This is a genomic window from Amaricoccus sp. (assembly GCF_017995835.1).
Lineage (GTDB): Bacteria > Pseudomonadota > Alphaproteobacteria > Rhodobacterales > Rhodobacteraceae > Amaricoccus.
This window is the reverse complement of sequence record NZ_JAGOID010000045.1, coordinates 1-24,842: the sequence shown is the minus strand read 5'-3', so window position 1 is coordinate 24,842 and position 24,842 is coordinate 1. Positions and strand designations below refer to the sequence as shown.

Annotated in this window: 24 protein-coding genes, 1 tRNA gene and 1 riboswitch; of the genes, 8 read left to right on the top strand and 17 right to left on the bottom strand. The window is 71.9% G+C overall.

What is annotated here, in order from left to right; translation table 11 throughout:
- The 5 genes from KBA23_RS08995 to KBA23_RS08975 all read right to left on the bottom strand — a co-directional run.
- A partial coding sequence (locus KBA23_RS08995) for a dihydroxy-acid dehydratase (RefSeq protein WP_290739644.1) occupies positions 1 to 701 on the bottom strand: 701 nt, incomplete at its 3' end.
- Between the two features lie 26 nt (positions 702 to 727).
- Positions 728 to 1,444, bottom strand: a complete 717-nt coding sequence (gene pgl / locus KBA23_RS08990) for a 6-phosphogluconolactonase (RefSeq protein ID WP_290739641.1) — start codon at positions 1,442 to 1,444, stop codon at positions 728 to 730.
- Entirely contained in the window at positions 1,441 to 2,895 is a 1,455-nt protein-coding gene (zwf, locus tag KBA23_RS08985; RefSeq protein ID WP_290739638.1) for a glucose-6-phosphate dehydrogenase, read from the bottom strand. The genes pgl and zwf overlap by 4 nt, the downstream gene beginning before the upstream one ends.
- A 9-nt stretch (positions 2,896 to 2,904) precedes the next feature.
- Complete coding sequence (locus tag KBA23_RS08980) at positions 2,905 to 3,837, bottom strand: carbohydrate kinase (protein WP_290739635.1); 933 nt, start codon at positions 3,835 to 3,837, stop codon at positions 2,905 to 2,907.
- 97 nt (positions 3,838 to 3,934) lie between these two features.
- On the bottom strand, positions 3,935 to 5,566 hold the full coding sequence (locus tag KBA23_RS08975; protein ID WP_290739632.1) for an alpha-amylase family glycosyl hydrolase: 1,632 nt from the start codon (positions 5,564 to 5,566) through the stop codon (positions 3,935 to 3,937).
- A 257-nt stretch (positions 5,567 to 5,823) separates the two neighbouring features.
- Here KBA23_RS08975 and KBA23_RS08970 point away from each other — a divergent pair, with 257 nt between their 5' ends.
- Entirely contained in the window at positions 5,824 to 6,843 is a 1,020-nt protein-coding gene (locus KBA23_RS08970) for a substrate-binding domain-containing protein (RefSeq protein ID WP_290739630.1), read from the top strand.
- A 315-nt stretch (positions 6,844 to 7,158) separates the two neighbouring features.
- On the opposite strand, the gene KBA23_RS08965 is transcribed toward KBA23_RS08970, so the two are convergent.
- Positions 7,159 to 7,416, bottom strand: a complete 258-nt coding sequence (locus KBA23_RS08965; RefSeq protein ID WP_290739628.1) for a hypothetical protein — start codon at positions 7,414 to 7,416, stop codon at positions 7,159 to 7,161.
- 169 nt (positions 7,417 to 7,585) lie between these two features.
- Between KBA23_RS08965 and KBA23_RS08960 the strand changes: the two genes are divergently transcribed.
- Positions 7,586 to 8,839: an MFS transporter gene (locus KBA23_RS08960; protein WP_366935304.1), complete on the top strand. Its 1,254-nt coding sequence runs from the start codon at positions 7,586 to 7,588 to the stop codon at positions 8,837 to 8,839.
- A 148-nt stretch (positions 8,840 to 8,987) separates the two neighbouring features.
- On the opposite strand, the gene KBA23_RS08955 is transcribed toward KBA23_RS08960, so the two are convergent.
- Both KBA23_RS08955 and KBA23_RS08950 read right to left on the bottom strand, forming a co-directional pair.
- A complete protein-coding gene (locus KBA23_RS08955) occupies positions 8,988 to 9,725 on the bottom strand; it encodes an SDR family oxidoreductase (RefSeq protein WP_290739625.1) in 738 nt (245 codons plus the stop codon).
- Positions 9,726 to 9,741: 16 nt separating this feature from the next.
- Positions 9,742 to 10,431, bottom strand: coding sequence for a GntR family transcriptional regulator (locus KBA23_RS08950; protein ID WP_290739622.1), 690 nt, complete (start codon positions 10,429 to 10,431; stop codon positions 9,742 to 9,744).
- Between the two features lie 390 nt (positions 10,432 to 10,821).
- On the opposite strand from KBA23_RS08950, the gene KBA23_RS08945 reads away from it, so the two are divergent.
- Complete coding sequence (locus KBA23_RS08945; RefSeq protein WP_290739619.1) at positions 10,822 to 11,340, top strand: histidine phosphatase family protein; 519 nt, start codon at positions 10,822 to 10,824, stop codon at positions 11,338 to 11,340.
- 212 nt (positions 11,341 to 11,552) lie between these two features.
- On the opposite strand, the gene KBA23_RS08940 is transcribed toward KBA23_RS08945, so the two are convergent.
- The 4 genes from KBA23_RS08940 to KBA23_RS08925 form a co-directional block, all read right to left on the bottom strand.
- Positions 11,553 to 11,906, bottom strand: coding sequence for a hypothetical protein (locus tag KBA23_RS08940; RefSeq protein WP_290739616.1), 354 nt, complete (start codon positions 11,904 to 11,906; stop codon positions 11,553 to 11,555).
- 82 nt (positions 11,907 to 11,988) lie between these two features.
- On the bottom strand, positions 11,989 to 12,549 hold the full coding sequence (locus KBA23_RS08935; protein ID WP_290739613.1) for a LuxR C-terminal-related transcriptional regulator: 561 nt from the start codon (positions 12,547 to 12,549) through the stop codon (positions 11,989 to 11,991).
- A complete protein-coding gene (locus KBA23_RS08930; protein WP_290739611.1) occupies positions 12,539 to 13,144 on the bottom strand; it encodes a hypothetical protein in 606 nt (201 codons plus the stop codon). The genes KBA23_RS08935 and KBA23_RS08930 overlap by 11 nt, the downstream gene beginning before the upstream one ends.
- A gap of 132 nt (positions 13,145 to 13,276) precedes the next feature.
- Positions 13,277 to 13,948, bottom strand: a complete 672-nt coding sequence (locus KBA23_RS08925) for a hypothetical protein (protein ID WP_290739608.1) — start codon at positions 13,946 to 13,948, stop codon at positions 13,277 to 13,279.
- Positions 13,949 to 14,234: 286 nt separating this feature from the next.
- Positions 14,235 to 14,342, top strand: a riboswitch (TPP riboswitch).
- Positions 14,343 to 14,377: 35 nt separating this feature from the next.
- On the opposite strand from KBA23_RS08925, the gene thiB reads away from it, so the two are divergent.
- Genes thiB through KBA23_RS08910 form a run of 3 tightly spaced genes read left to right on the top strand, consistent with a single transcriptional unit; the run spans position 14,378 to position 17,649 of the window.
- Positions 14,378 to 15,379 (top strand): thiamine ABC transporter substrate binding subunit, encoded by a 1,002-nt coding sequence (gene thiB, locus KBA23_RS08920; RefSeq protein WP_290739605.1) that lies wholly within the window; start codon positions 14,378 to 14,380, stop codon positions 15,377 to 15,379.
- A gap of 7 nt (positions 15,380 to 15,386) precedes the next feature.
- Positions 15,387 to 16,964, top strand: coding sequence for a thiamine/thiamine pyrophosphate ABC transporter permease ThiP (locus KBA23_RS08915; protein ID WP_290739603.1), 1,578 nt, complete (start codon positions 15,387 to 15,389; stop codon positions 16,962 to 16,964).
- Positions 16,951 to 17,649, top strand: a complete 699-nt coding sequence (locus KBA23_RS08910) for an ATP-binding cassette domain-containing protein (RefSeq protein WP_290739600.1) — start codon at positions 16,951 to 16,953, stop codon at positions 17,647 to 17,649. Before KBA23_RS08915 ends, KBA23_RS08910 begins: the two co-directional genes overlap by 14 nt.
- Before the next feature lie 15 nt (positions 17,650 to 17,664).
- Here KBA23_RS08910 and KBA23_RS08905 read toward each other — a convergent pair whose 3' ends face one another.
- Complete coding sequence (locus KBA23_RS08905) at positions 17,665 to 19,521, bottom strand: PAS-domain containing protein (RefSeq protein WP_290739597.1); 1,857 nt, start codon at positions 19,519 to 19,521, stop codon at positions 17,665 to 17,667.
- 62 nt (positions 19,522 to 19,583) lie between these two features.
- Between KBA23_RS08905 and KBA23_RS08900 the strand changes: the two genes are divergently transcribed.
- Complete coding sequence (locus KBA23_RS08900; protein ID WP_290739594.1) at positions 19,584 to 20,264, top strand: SCO family protein; 681 nt, start codon at positions 19,584 to 19,586, stop codon at positions 20,262 to 20,264.
- 10 nt (positions 20,265 to 20,274) lie between these two features.
- Here KBA23_RS08900 and KBA23_RS08895 read toward each other — a convergent pair whose 3' ends face one another.
- The 4 genes from KBA23_RS08895 to KBA23_RS08880 all read right to left on the bottom strand — a co-directional run bounded on the left by KBA23_RS08895 (position 20,275) and on the right by KBA23_RS08880 (position 23,935).
- Positions 20,275 to 21,384 (bottom strand): hypothetical protein, encoded by a 1,110-nt coding sequence (locus tag KBA23_RS08895; RefSeq protein WP_290739591.1) that lies wholly within the window; start codon positions 21,382 to 21,384, stop codon positions 20,275 to 20,277.
- 176 nt (positions 21,385 to 21,560) lie between these two features.
- Positions 21,561 to 22,418: an EAL domain-containing protein gene (locus KBA23_RS08890; RefSeq protein ID WP_290739588.1), complete on the bottom strand. Its 858-nt coding sequence runs from the start codon at positions 22,416 to 22,418 to the stop codon at positions 21,561 to 21,563.
- 77 nt (positions 22,419 to 22,495) lie between these two features.
- A tRNA-Pro gene (locus KBA23_RS08885) sits at positions 22,496 to 22,572 on the bottom strand.
- An 88-nt stretch (positions 22,573 to 22,660) separates the two neighbouring features.
- The gene (locus KBA23_RS08880) at positions 22,661 to 23,935 is read right to left on the bottom strand and encodes a 4-aminobutyrate--2-oxoglutarate transaminase (protein WP_290739585.1); all 1,275 of its coding nucleotides are present in this window, start codon (positions 23,933 to 23,935) and stop codon (positions 22,661 to 22,663) included.
- Positions 23,936 to 24,045: 110 nt separating this feature from the next.
- On the opposite strand from KBA23_RS08880, the gene KBA23_RS08875 reads away from it, so the two are divergent.
- On the top strand, positions 24,046 to 24,842 hold a 797-nt coding region (locus tag KBA23_RS08875), incomplete at its 3' end, for a MerR family transcriptional regulator (RefSeq protein WP_290739582.1).

The window sequence follows — 24,842 nt, the reverse complement described above, 5'->3', positions numbered from 1 at the left end:
CTCTGGTTGGTGTTCGCGGTGCCGTAGAAGGTGCAGGTGCCCGGACCGTGGTAGGAGGCCATCTCGGCTTCCATCAGCTTGTCGCGGCCGATCTCGCCGGCGGCGAACTGCTGGCGGATCCTGGACTTCTCGTCGTTGGGGATCCCCGAGGTCATCGGCCCCGCGGGCAGGAACACCGCCGGCAGGTGGCCGAAGGTCGCCGCGGCGATGACGAGGCCGGGGACGATCTTGTCGCAGACGCCGAGGTAGACGGTGCTGTCGAACACGTTGTGGCTGAGCGCCACCCCGGCGGCGAGCGCGATCACGTCGCGGGAAAACAGCGACAGCTCCATCCCCGCCTGGCCCTGGGTCACGCCGTCGCACATCGCCGGGACGCCGCCCGCGACTTGGGCGGTGCCTCCGGCGGCGCGGGCGGCGGCGCGGATCATCTCGGGGAAACGCTCGTAGGGCTGATGCGCCGAGAGCATGTCGTTGTAGGCGGTGACGATCCCGAGATTTCCCGCCGCGCCCCCGGCCAGCGCCGCCTTCTCGCCCTCCGGCATCGCGGCGTAGGCGTGGGCCTGGTTGCCGCAGGAGAGGTGCGCCCGCCGCGGCCCCTCGTCGCGGGCGCGGGCCATGCGGGCGAGGTAGGCGCCGCGAACGGGTTTCGAGCGCTCGACGATGCGGTCCGTGACGCGGGCGACGGTGGCGTTGAGGCTCATCTTGGCTCCCCTTTCGGGCTGGCGGCTCAGGCGGCGTAGTGAACGGTCACGGGGCACGGCGCTGTCAGCGCGACGCGGACGGGCGCCTCGGCGACCGGCCCGTCGGCGAGCGCCGCATCGAGCGCGGCGAGCTTGTCCTCGCCGGTGATCAGGACGTGAATGACCTCCGCCCCGCGCAGCGCCGGCGCGGAGAGCGTCAGCCGCGCCTCGGGCTGGCCGGCGGGTTCGACACGCACCAGCGTCGGCGCGTCGTCGGCCAGCGCCTCGGCGAGGCCGGGGGCGTCCGGAAACAGCGAGGCGGTGTGCATGTCGGCGCCCATGCCGAGCACGAGCACGTCGATCGGCAGCCGCTCCGACACCCGCTCGCGCATCGCCGCGAGCACCGGCTCGAGGAAGGCCCCCGCGGCGTGGTAGTGGATGAAACGCGCGTCGATCGCGGCGTTTCGCAGCAGATTCTCGCGAATGAGCTTCGAGTTCGCCCGGTCGCTGTATTCCGGCACCATGCGCTCGTCGGTGGCGATGACGTCGACGTGCTCCCAGGCGAGCTCGAAGTTCGACAGCGCGGCGAGGAACGGCCCCGGCGTCGTGCCCCCCGGCACCGCCAGCGTCACCCGCCGCCGGCCCTCGTTCTCGGGTCGCTGCTTGGTCGCGTGGGCGGCGCGCAACTGGTCGGCGACCAGCTGCGCGAGGTTGCGCATCAGCGTGTCGCGGTCGGGATAGTCCTGGCGGGCGACCTCGATCACGTCGCGATCTCCCTCCACAGATGGCCGTCGGCGCTCGTCAGCTTGTAGGCGTCGATCGGCCCGGCGCTGCCGGGGTCGTATGGCTGCGGCTTGCTGCCCGCTTCGGTCCAGGCGGAGATGATCGGGTCGACCCAGGCCCACGCGGCCTCGACCTCGTCGCCGCGCATGAACAGCGTCTGGTCGCCGCGGATCACGTCCATGATCAACCGCTCGTAGGCCTCCGGCATCCCCTCTTCGCCGAGCGCCTTGGCGAAGGTCATGTCGAGCGGCACCTCGGTCAGCCGCATCCCCCCCGGGCCGGGATCCTTGATCGTCACCCGCATGGTGATGCCCTCGTTGGGCTGGAGGCGGATGATGAGCGCGTTGCCGCGCAGGTCGTCGACCCTGGGGAAGATCGAATGCGGCGGATCGCGGAACACCACGGCGATCTCCGAGAGCCGCGCGGACAGCTTCTTGCCGGTGCGCAGGTAGAACGGCGTCCCGGCCCAGCGCCAGTTCTGCACGTGCGCGCGGATGGCGATGAAGCTCTCGGTCCGGCTCTGCGGGTTCTTCACGTCGTCGAGGTAGCTCCCGCCGCCGCCGTTGGCGCGGTACTGGCCGCGCACGATGTCGGAGAGCCTGAGCGGCTCGAGGCTGCGGATCACCTTCAGCTTCTCGTCGCGCACCATGTTCGGCTCGAAATGCGCCGGCGGCTCCATCGCGGTCAGACACAGGAGCTGCATCAGGTGGTTCTGCACCATGTCGCGCATCGCGCCCGACGTGTCGTAGTACTCGCCCCGCCCCGCCACGCCGAGGTTCTCGGCCACGGTGATCTGGACGTGGTCGACGTAGCGCGCGTTCCAGAGCGGCTCGAACAGCGCGTTGGCGAAGCGGATCGCCATCAGGTTCTGGACGGTCTCCTTGCCGAGGTAGTGGTCGATCCGGTAGATCTGCGCCTCGTCGAAGTGCTTGGAAAGCTGGGCGTTGAGCGCCCTTGCCGAGGCGAGGTCCTTGCCGAGCGGCTTCTCGACCACGATCCGGCTCGACGGCGTCGCCACCCCCGCCGCCGCGAGCTTGTCGGAGATCGTCGCGAAGAGCGACGGCGCCACCGAAAGGTAGAAGGCGCGAGTGTGGTCGGGCCTGTCGTCGAGCTTCTTGGCGAGCTGCGCCCAGCCGTCCTCGCCCGCGGCGTCGATCGCCACGTAGTCGATGCTCGAGAGGAACCGCTCGACCAGGTCCGGCTTCAGCAGGCCGGGCGCGACGAACTCCTCGAGCGCCGCCGCGGTCTGCTTGCGGAACTCGGCCCGGGTCATCTTCGAGCGCGCCGCGCCGATGACCCGCGACGCCTCGGGCATCTGGTGCGCCGCCAGCCGCCGATAGAGGCTCGGCAGGATCTTGCGCTTCGCGAGGTCGCCGGTGGCCCCGAAGATAACGAGGTCGAACGGGTGGACCGGGATGATGGTGGAGACCATGTCCGCCCCTTACGCTGCCAGCTCGGCCGCCCGGGGCAGGTCGGCCCCCCGACGCGAGCAGGTGATCGCCGCGGCGCGCGCGGCGTAGTCGAGTGTCGCCTCCAGCCGCGGCCGGTCAAGCGCCGCGAGACCGGCGAGCGGCCCCTCCGGATGCGCCGACAATCGCGCGATCAGCGCCGCCTGAAAAGTGTCCCCGGCGCCGACGGTGTCGATGACCTTCACCTTCGGCGGCCGCGCCTCCGCCCGGTCGCCGCGAGCGGTGAAGCCGTGCGCCCTCTCGCCGCCGTCGGTGACGACCACGAGCTTGACACCCGCTCCGATCAGCTCCGCCGCGAAATCCTCGGGCGTCCGGCCGGGATGCAGCATCTCCAGGTCCTCCGCGGAGGTCTTGAGCATGTCGACCGCCGGCAGGAGCGCCGCGATTCGCGCCCGCCAGATCGCCATGTCGGGCTCGATGGTCGGTCGCACGTTGGGGTCGAGCGAGATGAAACGGCCCTTCTCGGCCGCCGCGAGCGCCGCCGTGGCGTCCGCGACCGGCGCAACGGCAATCGAGTAGGAACCGAAGTGCAGGCCCGTCACCTCCGGCCCCAGCGTCGGCAGGTCGGCCGCCGCGAGGCCGGTGTCGGCCGCGCCGTTGCCGTAGAACTGGTAGGCTGGCACCCCGTGCTCGTCGAGGCCGACGAGACTGATCGTGGTCGGCCGGTCAGTCGGCACCGCGTATCTGGTCGAAACGCCCTCGGCGGCCAGCACCTGCGAGACCCGCCGGCCGAGGAAGTCGCTGGAAAGCCCGCTCAGGAACCCGGCGGCGCAGCCGAGCCGCGACAGCCCGACCGCCACGTTCAGCGGCGATCCGCCGACCCGCGCGGCAAAGCCGGCCGCGCCCGGGCCGTCCTCGCTCTCCAGGAAGAAGTCGAACAGCGAATCTCCGCAGACCAGGAACATCGCCGCTTCCCCCTTGGGCCTTCCCAATTCATCACGGAGCATGAATTATCCGATCGCCGCCCGACGCGCAAGCGCGGGCGAAACCCTCCATACGCCTCTATCCCGGCTCGGCGAAGACGGCCTGCCGCGGCGGCAGGATCGCCGTCCCGTCCTCGATCCGGCCGGTGAAGCCCGTTCCGTCGACGGCGCGCCACGATCCGGCCGGCAACGGGACGCGCGCGGGCTCGGCGCCGAAATTGAAGACGCAGAAAAGCGCCCTGTCGCCGTCGCGTCGCTCCAGCGCCAGCAGGGTCTCCGTCGCCTGCACGATCGTCATGTCCCCGGCGCGCAGCTCGGGGCGCGTCTTCCGCCAGGCGATCAGCCCGCGATAGAAGTTGAGCAGCGACGCCGGATCGGCCTCCTGCCGCGCCACCGCCCGCTCGACATGCTCCGGCGGGATCGGCAGCCACGGCTTCGCCTCGGAGAAGCCGGCGTAACCGTTATCCTTGGCCCACGGCATTGGCGTGCGGCAGCCGTCGCGGCCGCGGAACTTCGGCCAGAACCGGATGCCGTAGGGGTCCTGCAACGCCTCGAACGGCACGTAGGCCTCGGGCAGCCCCAACTCCTCGCCCTGATAGAGGCAGACCGAACCGCGCAGGCTGAGGAGCACCCCGAGATAGAGCCTCGCCTGCGCGTCCGACAATTCCCACCGGCTGATGTGGCGCTCGCCGTCGTGGTTCGAGAACGCCCAGCACGGCCAGCCCCCCGGCGCGGCGCCGAAGAAGCGCCCGAGAACCTCGGCGATGCGCGTCCCCGTCGGCGTCGTTCTGGCGAGAAACTCGAAGGCGTAGCACATGTGCACCTTGTCGCCGCCCGACGTGTACTCGCCGACGATCTCGAGCCCGCGCTGCGCGTCGCCGACCTCGCCGACCGAGGTGATGTCGGCAAAGTCGTCCATCACCGCGCGGAAACGCCTCAGAAAGCCGATCATCTCCGGCCGGCTCTTGTCGTAGAGGTGCTCCTGCCAGTTGTAGGGGTTCACCTCCGGCGCCGTCTCATAGGTGCGAAGCTCCTTCGGCAGCACAGGATTGCTCCGCAACTCCTTGTCTTGAAAGTAGAAATTCAGCGTATCGAGCCGAAACCCGTCCACCCCGCGCTCCAGCCAGTAGCGCGCCACGGCGAGAAGCTCGTCCTGCACCTCGGGGTTGTGGAAGTTCAGGTCCGGCTGGCTCGCGAGAAAGTTGTGCATGTAGTACTGCTGCCGCTCGGTGTCCCACTCCCAGGCGGGACCGCCGAAGATCGACAGCCAGTTGGTCGGCGCCGTGCCGTCCGGCTTCGCATCGGCCCAGACGTACCAGTCCGCCCTGGCGTTGTCGCGGCTCGACCGGCTTTCCTTGAACCACGGGTGCCGGTCCGAGGTATGGCTGAGCACGAGGTCAATCATCACCCGGATGCCGAGCGAATGCGCGCGCGCGATCAGCGCATCGAAATCGCCGAGCGTGCCGAAGATCGGGTCGACGTCGCGGTAGTCCGCCACGTCGTAGCCGAAGTCGAGCATCGGCGAGGTGAAGAACGGCGAGATCCAGATCGCATCCGCCCCGAGCGAAGCGACATGCGGCAGGCGCTCGATGATGCCGGCGAGGTCGCCGACGCCGTCGCCGTTGGAGTCCTGAAAGCTGCGCGGGTAGATCTGATAGATCACCGCGCCCCGCCACCAGTCCGGATCGCGCGCCAGTCCGGTCTCGCTCATGTCGTCTCCCGATGCGTGCCGAGGATTCGGGGGCCGGTCCGGCGGAAAGAGCCACGAACGGTGAAGGCACGAAGCCCCTCGCCCCCCGTCGTCGCGCCGCGCCGCCTGAACCTTCACCCCAAAGCGCTTTGGTAGCCCACCCTGAACGCGCTTCCGCCGCCTGTCAAGCGGCTCCGGATCGAATGACGCTGGCGAACGCATTGCGCGCTCGCGCCGGTTGGGGCTAAGGTCAAATCGCTTTGGCCAAACGGCGTGCGATGAAGCTCAAGGAACTGTCCCGCCTCCTGGACCTGTCGGCGACGACCGTCAGCCGCGCGCTCAACGGCTACCCGGAGGTGAACGCGGAGACCCGCGCGCGCGTCCTTGCCGCCGCCCGCCGGCACGGCTACGCGCCGAATCAGATGGCCCGCCGCCTCGCCACCGGCAAGGCCATGACCATCGGCCATGTCGTCTCGATCTCCCAGGAGGTCATCAATCCGATCTTCGCCGAGTTCATCCACGGCGCCGGCGAGACCTACTCCGCGCTCGGCTACGACATGCTCGTCCCGATCGTCCCCGTCGACGGCGAGGCGGCAGCCTACGAGGCGCTCGCCCGCCATCGCAAGGTCGACGGCGTCATCGTGCACGGCCCCCTCCAGCACGAGCCGCGCGTCGACCTCCTCCAGCGCCTCGGCCTGCCCTTCCTCATGCACGGCCGCGACGACCGGCCGGAGGACGCCTATCCCTGGCTCGACATCAACAACCGCCGCGCCTTCGTGCAGGCGACCGAACTCCTGCTCGACCTCGGCCACCAGCGCATCGCGCTCCTGAACGGTCCGCCCGGGCAGAGCTTCGTCCTGCGCCGCCGAAGCGGCTTCGAGGAGGCGCTCGCCGCCCGTGGCCTCGCGCCCGACCCGCGGCTGATGCGCAACGGCGAGATGACCGAGCCCTACGGGCACGCCGCCGCCCGCGAGATGCTCCTCGGCCCCGAGCCCCCGACGGCCTTCCTCGTGTCGGCCACCACGATCGCCCTGGGCGTCCTGCGCGCGGTGCGCGAACTCGACCTCGAGCCCGGCCGCGACGTCTCCATCGTCACCCACGACGACCAGCTCGCCTACCTCGCCAACGACGGCGAGCCGCCGCTCTTCACCGCGACGACGTCCTCGATCCGCGCCGCCGGCCGCCGCGCCGCCGAGATGCTGGTCGCGCTGATAGACGATCCCGCCGGAGCGCCCCGACAGGAACTCTGGGAGGTCGGGATCACCCTCGGCCGCTCCACCGGCCCCGCGCCGGGCTGACGGCGGCGCGACGACCGGGGGGGCGCTCCCGGGCGGATCGAAGGGCCGCGACGGCGCTCATGCCAACTCCGGTTGATCGTCTCGGTCGACGCGTTGCGGAGACCTCGCCGATTATCCCCGCCGATTTCGACCGTTGGCGAAATCGGCACGCGACTGCCCTGTCCGGGGCAGGCGCGTTCCGCGCCAGCCAGGGCAGCCGCGCGCCGATGCGAACCTCGGGGATAGCGGATGGCCCCTCGACCCGCGCTTTCGGCGCGATCCGGGGGAGAGATCGGATCGGCGCAGCCGGGGGCTGCGCGGTGCAGGAGACGGGCCTCAGCCCTCCTCGTCCTCGAGGTCGTCCTCGATGCGGATCTCCTCGGCCTTCAGCCGCGCCTCGATGCGGTTCATCCGCTGCGTCGCGACGTCGTGGTCCTCGTGGACGATATGGTCGAGCTCGTCGTTGAACCCCGCGAGCATCGTGCCGATCGAATCTTCCTGTCCGCTCTCGTGCGCCTTCAGCCGCGCCTGCGCCGCGGCGATCCGCGCGCCGAGCGCATCGCGGCGCTGCTCCAGGGATGCCTTCCTCGCCATGTCGGACCTCCTCCTTGCCCGGCCGCCGCCATGCGGCGCTTCGGGACACATTTCGCCGACTTGGGCCTCGGTGCGCAACCCGCGGCTGCGGTCGGGAGACAAGATATAGGGCGACACGCCCCCGCGGCGAGCGGGCGGGGCGAGTCGACTCCGCGCGAGGCGGGGGCTAATGAGCCGCCTGCCCGCCGGCGCCGACCCGCCGCGCGGAAGGGGCAAGGGAACCGCAGGGATGCGCCTCGGAATCGTCACGCTGGTGCTCGCCTACGGGCTGAGCCAGTTCTACCGCGCCTTCCTCGCGGTGCTGACGCCCGCGCTCGGGGCCGACCTCGGCATGGGCCCCGGCGATCTCGCGCTCGCCTCCGGCCTCTGGTTCGCCGTCTTCGCCGCGGCGCAGATGCCGATCGGCTTCGGCCTCGACCGGCTCGGACCGAGGCGGGTGGTCGGGACGCTGTTCATCCTCGGCGCCGGCGGGGGCGCCGCGGTCTTCGCCGCCGCCCCGTCGCCGGGCTGGATCGTCGCGGCCATGGCGCTGATCGGCCTCGGCTGCGCGCCGGTGCTGATGTCGATGCTCTACATCTTCGCCCGCACCTATTCCCCCGCCGCCTTCGCCAGCCTCGCCGGGCTCGTCATCGGGCTCGCGGCGACGGGCAACCTCGCCGCCGCGGCCCCGATGGCGCTCGCGGCCGACGCGCTCGGCTGGCGGGGGGCGATGGCGGGGCTCGCCGTCGTCTCCGTCGCGGTCGGGATCCTTCTCTTCGTGATCGTGCGCGACCCGCCGCCGGCGCGGGCGCCCTCGCCGGAGAGCGCCGGCCCCGACGGATTCGGGGCGCTGCTGCGCACGCCGGCGCTCTGGGCGATGGCGCCGCTCGTCATCATCAACTACGCGCCCCCGGCGGGCGTGCGCGGCCTCTGGGCCGGGCCGTACCTGCGCGAGGTCTTCGGACTCGACGCCGACGGGATCGGTCTGGTCACGCTCGTCATGGCGGCGGCGATGATCCTCGGCAACTTCGCCTACGGGCCGGCGGACCGGATCCTGCGCACCCGGAAATGGACCCTCGTCGTCGGCAATCTCCTCGCCGGCCTCGCGCTCGTGCTGCTCGGGCTGTTCCCGGATCTCGGCCTCGCGTGGGCGACCGTCCTTCTCGCCGCGCTCGGCTTCTTCGGCGCCTCGTTCCCGCTGGTCATGGCGCATGTGCGCAGCTACTGCCCGCCGCACCTCGTCGGGCGCGGCGTGACCTTCGCCAACATGCTGTCGATCGGCGCGGTCGGGGTGATGCAGTTCGGCGGCGGCCGGCTCTACGCCGGCCTCGCCGCCGCCGGCGCGCCGCCGGCCAGCGCGTTCGGGACGCTCTTCGTCACCTTCGGGGCGCTGCTGGTCCTCGGCGCGGCGGTCTACGTCCTTGCCGAGGACCGGCTCGACTGACGCTGCGTCCCACAGTGGGACGCAGGTCAACCGCCTGAGGGGGTTCAGATTTCCGCGGCGAGATTTGCCACGGGTCTGATCGCGCGGAGAAATGTGCGGGGGCTCCGCGTCGTTCCCGGCGGCGAAGGCGAACGGATCAAACGGCGGATCAGTACACCGCCCGGCCGCCGGTCATGTCGAAGGTGAAACCGGTGGTGAAGCCGCATTCAGGCGAGACGATCCAGCCGATCATCGCCGCCGCCTCGTCGAGTTCGCCGCAGCGCTTCATCGGGATCTTGTCGGTCATGTACTTCACCTGCGCGTCGGGAAGCGCCGCCACCATCGGCGTGCGGATCACCGCAGGGGACAGCGCGTTCACCGTCACGCCGCTCTCGGCGTATTCCTTGCCCATCACCTTCACGAGCCCGATCAGCCCGGCCTTCGACGCCGAATAGGCGGCCATCCCGGCGTTGCCCTCCTTGCCCGCGATCGAGGCGACGTGGAGGATGCGCCCGTAGCCCGTCTCGCGCATCCGGCGCAACGCCGGCTGGCTGAGGAAGAGCGCGCCGGTAAGGTTGATGCGCACCACCGTCTCGAAATCGTCGTGATCGACATCCTCCGAGATGATGTTGGTCCGGCCGACGACGCCGGCGCAGTTGACCAGCGCGTCGAGCTTGCCGAACCGGGTCCAGAGGCCGCCGATCGTCCGCTCGCAGGCCGCCGCATCGGTGATGTCGAGCGCCTGCGCCACGGCGCCGCCGCCGATTCCGGCCGCGACCTCGGCCGGGTCGTGGCGGTCGAGGCAGGCGACGCGCACCCCGGCGCGGGCCAGCCGCTCGGCGACGGCGCGGCCGATGCCGCTCGCGGCGCCGACGACGGCGGCGGTGTAGCCTTCGGGATAGGTCATGCGAGTCTCCTGGGGGTCACTGCGCCGGCTCCGCGAGCAGCGCGTCGAGGTATTCGAGCGTCTTGGCCTGGGCGCCGTCGAGGTGCCGGCGCATGGCCGCGGCGGAGTCCTCGGGATCGCCGCGCCCGAGCGCGTCCACGATCGCCTGGTGCTCGGCGAGCGTCGCCGCCCCCCGCCCCTCGAGCGGGATGGTCAGGTGGCGGCAGCGGTCGAGCTGGGCCTTGGAGATCTCGATCGCCCGCCACAGCATCGGATAGTCGGAGATCTCGGTGATCGTGCGGTGAAAGGCGTCGTCCTGGGCGATCGCGTCCGCATAGGCGCGCCGCTCGATCGCCGCGGCGTGGAGGAGCTGGATGTCGGCGAGCCGGTTCAGCCAGGCGGGCGTGATCCGCAGCGCCGCCTGCCGCGCGCTCTCGCCCTCGAGCGCGCGGCGAATGACATGGGCCTGCTCGATCTGGCGGCGGTCGAGCGGCGCGACGGTGGTGCCGGACTGGGCGCGGACCTGCAACAGCCCCTCGTCGGCGAGCTTCTTCACCGCCTCGTGGACCGGCGTGCGCGAGACCTGCAACCGCGTCGCGATGGCCTTCTCGTCGACGGCCGCGCCCGGCTCGAATCCCCCCGTCAGGATACGCTCGCGCAGCACGGCATAGACCTGCTCGCGCAGCGGCCGGGTCCGATCGAGCCGCATGTCGAGCAAGGCGTCCATTCTCTCCCCGTCGGCGGCCGCTTGCGCGGTCGCGCTTTCGTGATACTAATATACCAGTTCAGGCCTGTCACCCCGGGCATCCCCGGGAGATCGACATCGTCGACAAGATCAAGCGGAGCTGAGCATGGAACGCATGGCGCAGGTCCTCCGGCTGAAGTGGTGGGCGCGCATGGAAGACGTCTTCCACACCGATTGATGCGAACTCCGCCTGAAGGCCTCGCGCCTGCATTAACGATTCAATTCCGACTATTTTGCCTGGCATATGCGTCGTGCATACGCCGTGCATAAGGTGTGCATCGAAGGATCCGCCGTAAACCTTTGACGCCGAAGTCTTCGGACGGAAACCGTATGACCCCTTCCCCTCGTCCGCCGTCCATGGCAAGCGGGACCATGCTCACCCTGATCCTGATGCGTCACGCCAAGTCGAGCTGGGCCGCCCGTGGCCAGGCCGACGTCGACCGCCCGCTCAACGGCCGCGGCCGCCGCGCCGCCGCGGCCATCGGCGACTGGCTCGCCGCCCGCGACCTCCTGCCCGACGCCGCGCTCGTCTCCGCCGCCGCGCGCACCCGCGAGACCTGGGACCGTCTCGGCCCCGCCTTCGCGGCGATCCCGGCGAGCTTCCGCCCCGATCTCTACCACGCCGGCCCCGAGGCGATGCTGCGCGCGCTGCGCGGCGCCCCGGCCGGCGCCTCCCGCGTCCTCATGCTCGGCCACCAGCCGGGAATCGGCGAGGCCGCCCGCCGGCTGCTCGCGGCGGCGCCCGACGATCCGGATTTCCATCGCTACCCGACCGCCGCCACCGCCGCGATCGTGTTCGACGTGCCGGCATGGACCGACGTCGCCTGGGGCGCCGGCCGGCTCGCCGATTTCGTCATCCCCGCGAGGCTCGTCGCCGGCGACGACGATTGATACCCGCGGGCTCATGAAACGACTCGCGGACCTTTTTGACCATACACACTTTTATCGTGTGTATTCAGGTAGTTACCCTATCTATCACGCGTGTTAGCCCGTGTTGCACCGGGTGGCCTGGTAGACTAGCCGGTATGAACCGGACTGCCGCCGCCAGCCGACGTGCCGAAGGCGACAACCCAACGGGCCGCCGCGCATCGGAGGACGCCGCGTCAATCCTTGCGGAAGAACTTCTTCTCCCGCGGCTTGCCGTCCCAGCCCGGCTTGCCGCGCGGCTTGTCGTCGCGGTCGCCGCCCCGGTCGCCGCGATCTGCCTTGTCGCGCGGAGCGAAGCGGCCGCCATCGCGGTCGGGACGCCCGGGCCGCGGCCCGTCGCCGCGCGCGGAGCGATGCTCCTCCTCGCGGTGCTCCCATTTCTTCAGGAGGCGGGCGTCGAAAAGGTCGCGGCCGATCCGGCCCTCGTGGCACCAGACGCAGGCGACGCTCTCGCCGTCGATCCGCTCCACGGCCATGCGCATGGATCCGGCGGTCAGGACCACCAGGTCCCCGATTTCAAGATTTGACATAACGTAACGTGCTCCGTTCGCGCGCAGCCCACCGCCGCGCGGAGCCCATCCCCTTACGCCCCCTCCCCCCGCCGGGCAAGGGTCAGCCGGCCCGGCGTCCTTCGCCCCGTGGGGGCGCGGCCGCGCCCGGCTCGCTCATCAGGTCGTCGAGGAACAGGCTCAGGAGCTGCGTCCGCCCGCCGACGCCGGCCTTGCGGTAGATGGCGTTCGACTGCGCCTTGACCGTGCCCTCGCTGGTCTGGCGGAGCTTCGCGATTTCCGCCAGCGAGAAGCCCTTGAGGGTGAACCAGGCGACATCGCGCTCCGACGGAGTCAGTCCCCATTCGCCAAAGCGCTCGTCGAGGAGTTCGGCGAAGGCGGTCGAGGCCCGTCGCAGCTGTCCCTCGATACGGTGGTTGCGCCGCAGCGTCGCCACGAGGAGCGCCGCCCCGAGCACGACGCCGATCACCAGCCCGATCGCCGCGCCCATCTCGATCAGCTCGCGGGTCTCCCAGGCAATGGGCTCGGCGCGGAGGCCGAACACGCCGGCGACGATGTCCCACACGAAGACGAGCGTCGCGACGCTCTGCACCGCGACGACCGGCACGAGGGCCGAGGCGACTCCGATCCGGCGCCGCCCGCGTCGGGCCGGCTCAGTCGTCATCGCCACCGTCGTCGCTGTCGTCGTCGGAGCCGGAATCGCCGCCGCCGTGGCCGCCGCGGTCGTCGTCGCCATCGTCGCCGTGGTCGTTGTCGTCGCCGGACCCGCCGCCGCCGGAACCGTCGTCGTCATCGTCGTCGTCGGAACCACCGCCGCCTGAATCGTCGTCGCTATCGTCGTCGCTATCGTCGTCGCTATCGTCGTCGCTATCGTCGTCGCTATCGTCGCCGGAGCCTGAGCCGGAATTGCCGCCGTCGCCGTGACCGCCGCCGCCGTGGTCGCCATCGCTGTCGTCGTCCGACGATCCGCCACCGTCCGAGCCGGAACCCGAGCCGCCGCCGGAGCCCGAGCCTGACGAGCGCGCGTCCGTGCCCTCCTTCGTCGAAACCCAGTCTCGCAGAACCTCGCCCGTGACCCGGTCGATCACCACCTCGCGGGCGCGGTCGCCCTTTACAGCCTCGATGCGGATCCGCCCGAGCCAGGTTCGCTGCACGATCCGTACCTGGTATCCCTGGTCGCGCAACTGAGACACCACCTGGTCGACCGGAGCCGCGGCCGCCGGCCCACCGAGGACCAGAGCCACCATCGCCGCCCGCATCAGCTCACGCCGCCGCATAGCTTCTCCTCCGCGCGCCCCGCCTACCGGGGATCGCCCCGCCACGCAACGCCGCCGCCCCGCGCACGCCGGGACCGGGGCGGTGCGCCCCGGTCCCGCGCCCGCCGGGCTGCCTCAATCGTGGTCGCCGTCGTCATCGCCATCGTGGTCGTCGTCATCGCCACCATGGTCGTCGTCATCGGCGCCGCCGTGGTCGTCATCATCGTCGTGGTCGTCGTCGGCGTCATTGCCGCCGCCCTGCCCAGACGAGCCGCCGCCGCCCGAACCGCTGGCGCCGTGGTCGTCGCTGTCGTCGTCGTGGTCGCGGTCGCCGTCGCTATCGTCGTCGCGATCGCCGTCGTCGTCGCGGTCGTCATTGTCGTTGGCGTCATCGTCGCCGCTGCCGTCACGGTCGTCGTCCCCGTCGACCCGGTCGTCATCGGCGTCGTCGTCCCGATCGTCGACCCGCGCCGAGATCAGCGAACCGGTCGACGCGTCGTAGGTCAGGTCGCGCTCGACGCCGTCCTTCGTCGCGTCAACCTCGATCCGGCCGCCCTGCTGCTCGATCTTGATATCCGAGTACCCGGCCGCCGTCAGCGTGTCATAGAGCCGGGAGTACTGCCCGGTCGCAACCGCCGAGCCGCTGTCGTCGGTCGGGTGCTGCACGTCGCTGAGGAGCTTTCCCGTGGAAGCGTCGTAGACCAGCTCGCGCTCGACGCCGTCCTTGACCGCCTCGACCTTCAGCTGGCCGCGCTCGTTCTCGACTTCGAAGCCGCCGTAGCCCTGCGCCTCCAGCCGCTCGAGCACCGGCGCCAGCGCCGTCTGCCCCCAGGCCGGAGCCGCGAACGCGGCCGCCGCCGCAAGAAGACCCATGCGAACCATATCGATTTCTCCTTCTGCCCACGCCCCATCGGCGTCGAACGGCCCAGAGAATGACCCGTCGGCGCCGCCAGGGCCATTCCCCGACGGTTTATCCCCCGCCCTCTGCACCCAACGGCAGACCCCGTCTAGACCGAAGGTTTATGGCGTATCTGCGCTCCGTTGAGCCCCGGCGACCCGTCCCCTTGCATCCACCGCCTGCTGCCCTATTCTCTTGCCTGCCTCGGGGTGTCCGGTGAGAATCCGGGCTGAGATCGCGTGACGCGGACCCGTCGAACCTGAACCGGATCATGCCGGCGGAGGGAAGGCGCGACGGGATCCCCGTCCTCCTCCTTTCGCCGCAGTCCAGGAGGAAACATGAGACCGATCCTCTCGACCACTGCGGCCCTCGTCCTCGCGCTCTGTGCGGCGCAGGCGCAGGCGCAGGAGAAGCCCGAGCTCGTCATCTACACCTACGAGAGCTTCGTCTCGGAATGGGGACCCGGGCCGGCCATCGCCGCCAGGTTCGAGGAGACCTGCGACTGCAAGGTCCGATTCGTCGGCGCCGGCGACGGCGCGGCGTTGCTCGGCCGGCTGCGGCTCGAGGGCGCCCGCTCGCCCGCCGACATCGTGCTCGGCCTCGACACCAACCTGACCGCCGAGGCGACCGCAACCGGCCTCTTCGCCCCGCACGGGCTGGAGGCCCCGGAGCTGTCGCTGCCCGTCGCCTGGGACGATCCGGTGTTCCTGCCCTATGACTGGAGCTACTTCGCCTTCGTCTACGACAAGGACCGTCTCGCCGAGCCGCCGTCGAGCTTCGAGGACCTGATCGCCTCCGACGTCTCGGTAGTCATCCACGACCCGCGCAGCTCCACCCCCGGCCTCGGCCTGATGCTCTGGGTCAAGACCGCCTACGGCGATCGCGCGCCCGAGATCTGGGAGGGCCTGCGCGAGCGCGTGGTGACGGTGACGCCCGGCTGGTCGGAAGCCTACGGGCTGTTCCTCAACGGCGAGGTCGACATGGCGCTCGCCTACACCACCTCGCCCGCCTACCACCTCATCGCCGAGGACGACGACCGCAAGGCGGCGGCGATCTTCGACGAGGGGCACTACATGCAGATCGAGGTCGCGGGCGTCACCGCCGCCTCCGACCAGCCGGAGCTGGCGCGCGAGTTCCTCGCCTTCATGCTGGGCGACGGCTTCCAGGAGATCATCCCCGAGACCAACTGGATGTATCCCGCCCACACCCCGACCGCGGGCCTGCCCGAGGGCTTCCGCGGGCTCGCCGTGCCGGCAAAGCCGCTGCTGCTCTCGCCCGAGGAGGCGCGGGCCGCACGCGAAGGGGCGCTCGACGAATGGCTGCGCGCCTTCAGCGGCTGAGCCGGCCATGATAGCGACGCGGAGGCCACCGGGCCGGGCGGCGACGATCGGGGGCGGGCTCGCGCTCGCCCTCGTCGCGGCGCTCACCCTCGGCACGCTGGCCGCGCTCGCGCTTCGGGCCGAGCCGGGCCGCGGGCTCGGGCCCGCGGAATGGGCGGCGGTGCGCTTCACGCTTCTCCAGTCGCTCCTGTCCGCGGCCGTCTCCTGCGCGCTGGCGGTTCCCGTCGCCCGGGCGCTCGCCCGCCGACGCTTCCCGGGCCGCGACGCGATGGCGACACTGCTCGGCGCGCCGTTCCTGCTGCCGGTCATCGTCGCGGTCTTCGGTCTCGTGGCGATCTGGGGCCGCGGCGGGCTGGTCAGCGACGCGCTCGCGGGCGCCGGCCTGCCCCGGCTCGACATCTACGGCCTGACCGGCGTCGTGCTGGCGCATGTCTTCTTCAACCTCCCCCTCGTCACCCGACTGCTGCTCCAGGGCTGGGCCACGATCCCGGCCGAGCAGTTCCGCCTCGCCGCACAGCTCGGCTTCGCACCGGGCGACGTGTTCCGGCGACTGGAAGCCCCGATGCTGCGCGCCGTCCTGCCGGGCGCCTTCGCGCTCGTCTTCCTGCTCTGCATGACCTCCTTCGCCGTTGCGCTCACCCTCGGCGGCGGGCCGCGGGCCACAACGGTCGAACTCGCCATCTACCAGGCGATCCGCTTCGACTTCGACCTCGGCCGCGCCGCATGGCTCGGGTTGATCCAGTTCGGCCTCTGCGCCGCCGCAACCCTCCTCGCGCTGCGCTTCGCCGCCGACGCGGGCTTCGGCGGCGGGCTCGGCGCCGCTCCCCGACGCTGGGACGCCGACCGGGCGCGCCTGCGCGCGCTCGACGCCTGCGTGCTCGCGGCGCTCGCCCTCTTCCTCGGCCTGCCGCTCGCGGCCGCAGGCGTCCAGGGGGCGCTCGCGCTCCCCGCGCTTCCCGCGGCGGTCTGGCGCGCGGCGGCGCTCAGCCTCGCCGTAGCGCTTCTCTCCGCCGCCCTCGCCTTCGCCCTCGGCCTCGGCCTCGCGGGGCTCGCCGATGCGCGGAAGGCGCGCGGACACGGACGCGGGGTCGAGACCTTCGGCCTCCTCTCGCTCGCCGCCTCGCCCTTCGTCATCGGAACCGGGCTCTTCATCGTGCTCCACCCCGTCGCCGACCCGTTCGCCCTCGCCGTCCCCGTCACCGCGACGGTCAACGCCGTCATGGCGCTCCCCTTCGTGCTCCGGACGCTGCTGCCCGCATTGACCGAGGCGCGCGAGGTCGACGGCCGGCTCGCCGACAGCCTCGGAATGCGCGGGTTCTCCCGCTTCCGCCTCGCCGTCTGGCCGCGGCTGCGCCGGCCCGCCGGCTTCGCCATCGGGCTCGCGGCGGCGTTCTCGATGGGCGACCTCGGGGTGATCGCCCTCTTCGCGCCGCCGGAGGTGGCGACGCTGCCGCTGCTGATGCAACGGCTGATGGCGAGCTTCCGCAACGAGGCGGCCGCAGGCGTCGCCTTCGTGCTCGTGGCGCTGACGCTGGCGCTCTTCTGGGGCTTCAATCGCTGGGGACGCGGCCGTGCTGCGGCTTGAAGGGGTCGAGATCGTCTACGACGACTGGCGGCTGACGGCCGACTTCGCGCTGGAGCGCGGATCGGCCACCGCGCTGATCGGCCCCTCCGGCGCCGGCAAGAGCACGCTCCTCGCCGCCATCGCCGGCTTCCTCGCGCCGACACGCGGCCGCGTCCTGTGGGAGGGCCGCGATCTGACCCCGCTCGCCCCCGGAGAGCGGCCGATCACGCTGGTGTTCCAGGAGCACAACCTCTTCGCCCACCTGAGCGCGGCGCAGAACGTCGGCCTCGGGCTCCGCCCCGACCTGCGGCTCGGCCGCGAGGGCTGGGCCCGCGTCGAGGGCGCGCTCGCCGCCGTCGGCCTCGCCGGCATGGGCGCGCGCCGCCCCGCCGCCCTCTCCGGCGGCGAGCGCAGCCGTGTGGCCCTCGCCCGCGCCATCCTGCGTGACCGTCCGCTCCTGGTCCTCGACGAACCCTTCGCCGCCCTCGGGCCGGCGCTGCGCGAAGAGATGCTCGATCTCGTCGCCCGCATCCGCGCCGAGCAGGGGGCGACCCTCCTGATGGTCACGCACCAGCCGGGCGACGCGCTGCGGATCGCGCCGCAGACCGTGGTCATCGACGGCGGCCGCGCGCTGCCCCCGGCTCCGACCGCCGCGCTCCTTGCCGATCCGCCGCCCGGGCTCGCGGCCTATCTCGGCGGCGGGTGACCCGCGACGCCCGCGTCAGGCGCGACGCGCGACGGCGGCGCCCGAAGGCTCCGCCCGCTCCGTCCGCATGCCGCGCAGTTCCCGCGCCTTCGCAAGCCCCTGGTTCAGCTCGTGGACGGCCGCGCCGAGGGACTGGAACGCGCCCGGGGACGCGGCGGACGGGATCGCCGCCATGATCCGCTGCACCGCCGCCTCGACGGGAGCCTCGAGCGCGGCATAGGCGAGGTCCTCGACCAGCGCCGCATCATCGCCGCCTTTCGCCTCCACCGCGGCGCGCGCCTGCGTCAGCGCCGCACGCTCCTCGGTGAGGTTGCGGAACACGACCAGCGCCGAGGCGTCGGGCAGAGGCGCCACCAGCACTTGCAGGATGCGCCCGTCCCGCGTCTCTACGGCGTCCGTCCAGCTCGCCCGCGCCTCGCCGCCGGTCGCGAAATCGCATAGCCGCGCCCAGGCCGGGCTCGGCCGGCAGCGTTCGGCCCAGAGCGCCGTCAGGTCGGCCACCCCCGGCCCGTCCAGCCGCTCCATCGGGTCGAGCCCCCACAGCGCCTCGAACGCCGAGTTGACGAAGACGAGCATCCCGGAGGTGTCGAAGACGGCCACCGCCTCCACCATCCGGTCGAGCGTCGCCTGGCTGAGCTCCAGTTCCGAGCGGTACTTTCGCTCTAGCTGGATCGCCGTCGAGATGTCCTCGAACAGGAAGGCAAGCGCCCCCTGCGGGTGCGGGCGGCCGGTGACGCGGAAGATCTTGCCCGAGGGCAGCACCCAGTTCTCCTCGTAGGCGCCTTCGCGCGCGCCCTCCTCGATCTCGCCGAGCTTGCGCCGCCACGCGGCGAAGTCCTTCTGCTCGGGCATCTGCCGCGTCTCGCGCAGCCGCTCCAGAAAGTCGCGCAGGCTAGGCCGTCCAGCCAGCCACACCGCATCGATCCTGACTAGCTCGGTCAGCGCCGGATTGAACAGGCCGAGCCGGCGGTTCTTGTCGAACACCGCGAGCCCGATCGGCAGGTGCGCGAAGGTCTCCGTGAGGGTCTCGATGAACCGGCGCAGCGACGCCTCCGCCGCAACGAGGTCGTCGGCCTCGAGCGCGAAGCTCAGGGCCCCGCCGTTCGGACCGGACCCCTGGCTCAACTCGAACCAGCGCTGCTCGCGGTCATGGCCGCCCGGAACGGCGACTCGGCGGCGCTGCTCGCCGGCGCGAGGGGTGAGCGGCACCTCCTCCAGCACATGGGCGAAGCCGTCGGGGATGCGGTGGTCGGGCAGATCGCCCTGCGCGACGAAGCGGTCGCGGTAGGGCGCGTTCGCCCAGCCCACCTGCCCGTCCGGCGCGACGCTCCAGGCGAGCACGGGCGCGCGGTCGAGGATCGCCTCGAGGAAGGCCGCCTCGGCCTGGGCGCGGCGCAGCGCCGCCTCGGCGTCGCGCAGCGCCTGCGCCTCCTCCGAGGCGGGCCGGATCGACAGATAGGCCGCGCCGTCGCGCGGCTCGCCCAGCACCTCGAAGGCGCCGTCGGCGCGTTGCAGATGACGGCGGAATCCGACGCCGTAGAGGATGAGCGCCTCCAGGTCGGCGTCGATCGTCCGGCAGTCGGCCGCGAGATGCGCGCGCAGCCCCGCGAGGCGGGAGGTTCCGGTCCCGAGCCCCGCCGCAAGCCTGCGCGCCGCCTCGGTGAGCGGCTGCACCGTCGCGCCATGGAGCAGGAAGTCGCACGCGCCCGGGGCCGCGGCCTCCGTCATGCGCGCCGGCGCGGACCGCCGCGGCCCGAAGCCGACCGCAAGCCCCAGCGTGACGACGGCGCTCACCACCGCCGCGACGACGAAGTCGGAAGCGCCGGCGATCGCCGCCGCGCGCTCCGCGTCCAGGAAATCGGTCAGGTTCATGCGCGCCGGCCCTCGAAAAAGCGGGAAACCCTCGCCCGACAAGCCTTAAGGAAGGCTTAACGATGGCGGTCGCGGTCTTGCCGCGGCCGGCGCGGCATGCGACATCGACCGCCATGACCCGGATCGCCGCCATCCTCGCCGCCAGCGTCGCCGTCATCGGGATCGGGACAATGAGCTACGTCGCCCTGCGCGGAGGCGACGCCGACCCCTTCGCCGGCTGCCGCGGCGGGGCCGTGGCGACCGGAACGGCGTCGATCGGCGGCCCTTTCACGCTCGTCGACGGCAGCGGCGCCCGCGTCACCGACGCGGAGGCCATCACCCGGCCGACGCTCCTCTACTTCGGCTACACGTTCTGCCCGGACTTCTGCCCGAACGACCTGTCACGCAACGCGCTGGCGGCGGACATCCTCGCCGAGCAGGGCGAGGACGTCGGCCTCGTCTTCGTGACGATCGACCCCGACCGCGACACCCCGGAGGCGATGGACGCCTATGCGCGCGCGATCCACCCCGACATGCTGGGGCTGAGCGGGACCGCCGAGGAAATTGCGGCGGCGGCAAAGGCCTACCGCGTCTATGCGCGCAAGTCCGGGGACGATCCCGAGTTCTACCTGATGGACCACTCGACGTTCACCTACCTCGCGGCGCCGGGCCATCCCTTCCTCGAGTTCTACGCCTCCGACGCCACCCCCGAAGCGATCGCGGAAAGCGTCGCCTGCTACGCCAAGGCGCTGGAAGGCCAGTAGTCGGTCGCGATCAGGCCCGCAGGTCGGGAAAGCGCGTCGCGGTGAAGCGGCCGCCGAGGAGCCCCGGATACTGGTCCGGCCAGGCCCGGACCCGCTCGCGCATCTCGCCCGCGACCCGGCGGGCGACGGCGGCGAGCGCCGCGTTGGAGCCATCGCGGCCGGCGCCCTCCACCTCCGCGCCGAGGACGATCCGGTAGCGGCGGAACGGCTCGACCTCGACCGCCGCCAGCGGAAAGAGCGCCGCGCCGTGGCGCAGCGCCAGGCCCGGGGCGCCCGTCGCGAGGCTGAGCCAGCCCCCGTCGCCGAAGGGCGTCTCGACGAAGCCGCCGCCGGAAAAGACGCTGTTCGTCATGGTGACGACGCCGCCGCCGCGCAGGATCCGCAGTATGCGGCGCATCACCTCCGCCGTCTCGCCGCCCGCGAAGACCAGCCGCTCGCCGAGATGGCGGTTCTCGGCGCGGATCACCGGCGGGTTGAGCCAGGCGACGCCGAAGCGCGAGAGCGAAACCCCGTGGAGCGCCGAACTGACATGGGCGGGCGGCAGATCCGCTTCGGCGAGCGCGCGCTTGGAGACGAGTTGACCGCAGAACGTATCGTCGACCCAGAGGATGGTCCCCCTCCCCCGGTCGAGCGCCGCGCGCAGCCGGGCGAGGTCGGCGGCGGCAAAGTCGATCCCGATGTCGAGCCGGCCCGCCCCCTCGGCCGCGGTGAGCATCTGCCGGCGGAAATACCCGGCGCGCGCCCGATCGATCGCGGCGTGCGCCGGGCCCGTGAGCGGGAGGCCGACCACGGCAAGCCCGGCGCGCAGGCGCGCCGCATCCTCGTGCATGCGGCGGATCGGGCTCGCGGCCAGCCGTCGGCACCACGCCGCCCAGGCCGCAGGACCAGCGGCGCGCGCGAGCGCCGCCATGCTCGTCGCGACGAACACGTCGGCGGCGTCGCGGGCGACAAGCAGGGGTTGCGCGCGGTCGCGCAACTCGCGACGACGATAGACGAGATCGGCGCCGGCGCCGCCTTCCGGCGGCAACGCCTCGACGAGTTCCCAGGCACGGCGCGGGCCCCGGGCGCGGCGCGCATGCCGCTGCGGCCGGTCGGCCGCCGGGAGGGCAGCGTCAGGCACTGGCGCCGCCGCCCGCCGGCGGCAGGAACGTCGACCGCGCGGAGAGTATCGGCCAGAACCGGCGTTCCGACATCATCACGGCTCCGGGTGCGGGACAGCGCGCATGACGTCGGACTATCCGGCTATCCAGTCGCGGGACCACCATTGCTCGAGGCCAGGGTTAACGCGCCTTCAGCTCAACCGGCGCGCCGGCGCTCCTCTGCCGCGGGCATCTCGGGCAATGCGGCCGGGCGGCCGAAGCGGTAGCCTTGGAGACAATCGACCCCGGCGGCGCGCAGCCAGGCGACATCGGCGTCGGACTCGACCCGCTCGGCCACGACGGTCATCTCGAAATGCCGCGCGAGGCGGACGAGGCATTCGACCAGGACGCGCGAGTCCGGCGATCCGGCGACGCCCTGCACGTAGGCGCCGTCGATCTTGACCATGTCGAAGCGGAAATCCCGGAAGTGCCGAAAGCCGGTCGCGCCGGCGCCGAAGTCGTCGAGGGCGAAGGCGCAGCCGCAACCGCGGACATGCGCCATGAAGTCGCGGGTCAGATCGGCGGTCGCGAGCGCCGCGGTCTCGGTCACCTCGACGATCAGGCGGGCGGTGACGCGCGGGTCGCGCGCCGCGGCCGTGGCGATGGCGGCGAGCCAGTCGGGATCGCCCATCGAGAGCGGCGACATGTTGACGGAGAGGCGCAGCGTCGGGTCGGCGGCGAGCGCGGCCAGCGCCGCCTCGAGCGCGAGCAGGTCGACGGCGCGGCCGAGCGGCCCGTCTTCGACCTGCGGCATGAAGGCGGCCGCCGGCAGCGTGCGGTCCCCGGGCAGCGCGATCCGCGCCAGCATCTCGAAGAAGGCGGGAAAGCCCGGGGCGTCGGCGCGCACCACCGGCTGATAGTGGAAGATCACCCTGCCCTGCGCCAGCGCCTGGGCGACGGCGAAGCGCACGCGGGCGGGCGATTCGGTGGGCGCGACGCCGGCGAGCGGCGGCTCGCCCGCGGCGAGCGCCCGCAGTCGGGCAAGGGTCTCGGGGCTGGCGGACCGCGGTTCCATGGCGCTCGAACCTCCTCGCACGGGGTGCCGACGCCGCTTACCTAAGGGGACGCTCCTTAAATGTTCGTCAATGACGCTGGTCGGGGCGGCGAGATTCGAACTCGCGGCCTCTGGTACCCAAAACCAGCGCGCTACCAGGCTGCGCCACGCCCCGACGCGCCCGCTCTACCGCGCGCCGCGCCGGCATGGAAGGGCGTCCACGCGCGGCTGCGCGCGTGGACGCCGGCCTTCTCCGCCCGCCGTCAGGCTGCGCGGGCGGCGAGGATGGAGTCCTCGATCACGTCAAGCGCCTCGGTGAAGACGTCGTCCTGAATGGTGATCGGCGCGAGGAAACGCACCACGTTGCCGTTCACGCCGCAGGTCAGCAGGATCACCCCCCGCTCCAGCGCCGCGCGCCGCACCTTGTCGGTGAAGGCCGGAGACGGCGCGCCCGTGGCGGGGTCCTTGAACTCGACGGCATTCATGAAGCCGGGGCCGCGCACGTCGGCGATCTCCGGCGCCCGGTCGGCCAACGAGGCGAGCCGCTGCTTCAGCCTCGCGCCGAGAACCTCGGCCCGCTCGCACAGGCGCTCCTCCTCGATCACGTCGAGCACGGCATGGGCGGCGGCCACCGAGATCGGGTTGCCGGCGTAGGTGCCGCCGAGCCCGCCCGGCGCCGGCCCGTCCATCACCTCGGCCCGGCCGGTGACGGCCGCCAGCGGGAAGCCGCCCGCGAGGCTCTTGGCCATCGTCATCAGGTCCGGGGCCACGCCGTGGTGCTCCATCGCAAAGAGCTTGCCGGTCCGCGCGAAGCCGGTCTGGACCTCGTCGGCGATCAGCAGGATCCCGTGCTGGTCGCAGATCTCGCGCAGCGCCTGCATGAAGGCCGTCGGCGCCGGGTTGAAGCCGCCCTCGCCCTGCACCGGCTCGAGGATGATCGCCGCCACGCGGGCCGGATCGACGTCCGCCGCGAAGAGCCGGCGCAGCGCCGCGAGCGAGTCCTCGACGGTGACGCCCTGCGTCTCCGCCGGGAAGGGCGCATGGAAGACGTCGGCCGGCATCGCGCCGAAGCCGAGCTTGTAGGGCGCGACCTTGCCGGTCAGCGCCATGCCCATGAAGGTCCGGCCGTGGAAGCCGCCGCCGAAGGCGACGATCGCCTGCCGGCCCGTGTAGGCCCGCGCGATCTTGACCGCGTTCTCCACCGCCTCGGCGCCGGTGGTGACGAAGATGGTCTTCTTCTCGAAGTCGCCCGGCGCGATCCGGTTCAGCCGCTCGGCGAGCGCGACGTAGTTCTCATAAGGCACCACCTGGTGGCAGGTGTGGGTGAAGCGGTCGAGCTGCGCCTTCACCGCCGCCATCACCTTCGGGTGGCGATGGCCGGTGTTGAGCACCGCGATTCCGCCGGCGAAGTCGATGTAGCGCCGGCCCTCCGTATCCCAGATCTCCGCGTTCTCGGCGCGGTCGGCGTAGATCTGCGTCGTCACTCCGACGCCGCGGGCGATGGCGGCGGCGCGGCGGTCGGCGAGAGCGGTCGTCATTCGGAACCTCCGGAAAACCTGCATGCGTCCTGCAGGGAAATTCGATGGTGCATTTCCTACATTGTTTCTGTAAGAATGCAAGCGGAAATTCCTGCGGACGGTGGAGGCGCATGGGCGAGGGTGTGAGTGGGAACGGCGCCTACCGGGTCTCGGACGTGGCCCGGATGATCGGCGTCTCCGCGTCGACACTTCGCCTCTGGGAGATGCAGGGCCTTCTCCGCCCGCGCCGCAGCGCCAGCGGCCAGCGCCGCTATGCCGAGGAGGATCTCGAGCGCGCCCGCCGGATCGCCTGGATGCGCAACGAGGGCGGCCTCGCGCCCAAGGCCATCCGCGCCGCGCTGACGCCCGAGGCAGCCCCTGGCAGCGCGCCGGATCCCGTCGCCGAGCCGGCGGAGGAACTCGGCCGGCGCCTGCGGGGACTGCGCCACGCGGCCGGGCTCACGCTCGAGACCGTGGCCGGCGCCGTCGGGATCGCCCCCTCCGCCCTCTCCACCCTGGAGCGCACATCACGCGGCGTCAGCTTCGGCGCGCTGCACCGCATCGCGGCCTACTACGACACCACCGTCTCGGCGCTGAGCCTGCCGCCCGGCGAGGCGACGGAGGTCGTCCGCGCCGGGACATGGCGGGTCTGGCCGGCGACCGCGCCCGGCGTCACGGTCCAGCTGCTCGCCGAGGGCATGCGCCAGATGGACTGCCATCGCTTCGTCCTCGCGCCGGGCGCCGGCAGCGAGGGCGCCTATGCCCATGACGGCGAGGAATTCCTGCACATCCTCTCGGGCCGCCTCGAAGTCGTGCTCGACGGCTCGGACCGCCACGAGCTGGGGCCGGGCGACTCGATCTACTTCGAGAGCCGCCGCCGCCACGCCTGGCGCAACGCCGCCGACGGCGAGACCGTGCTCCTCTGGAT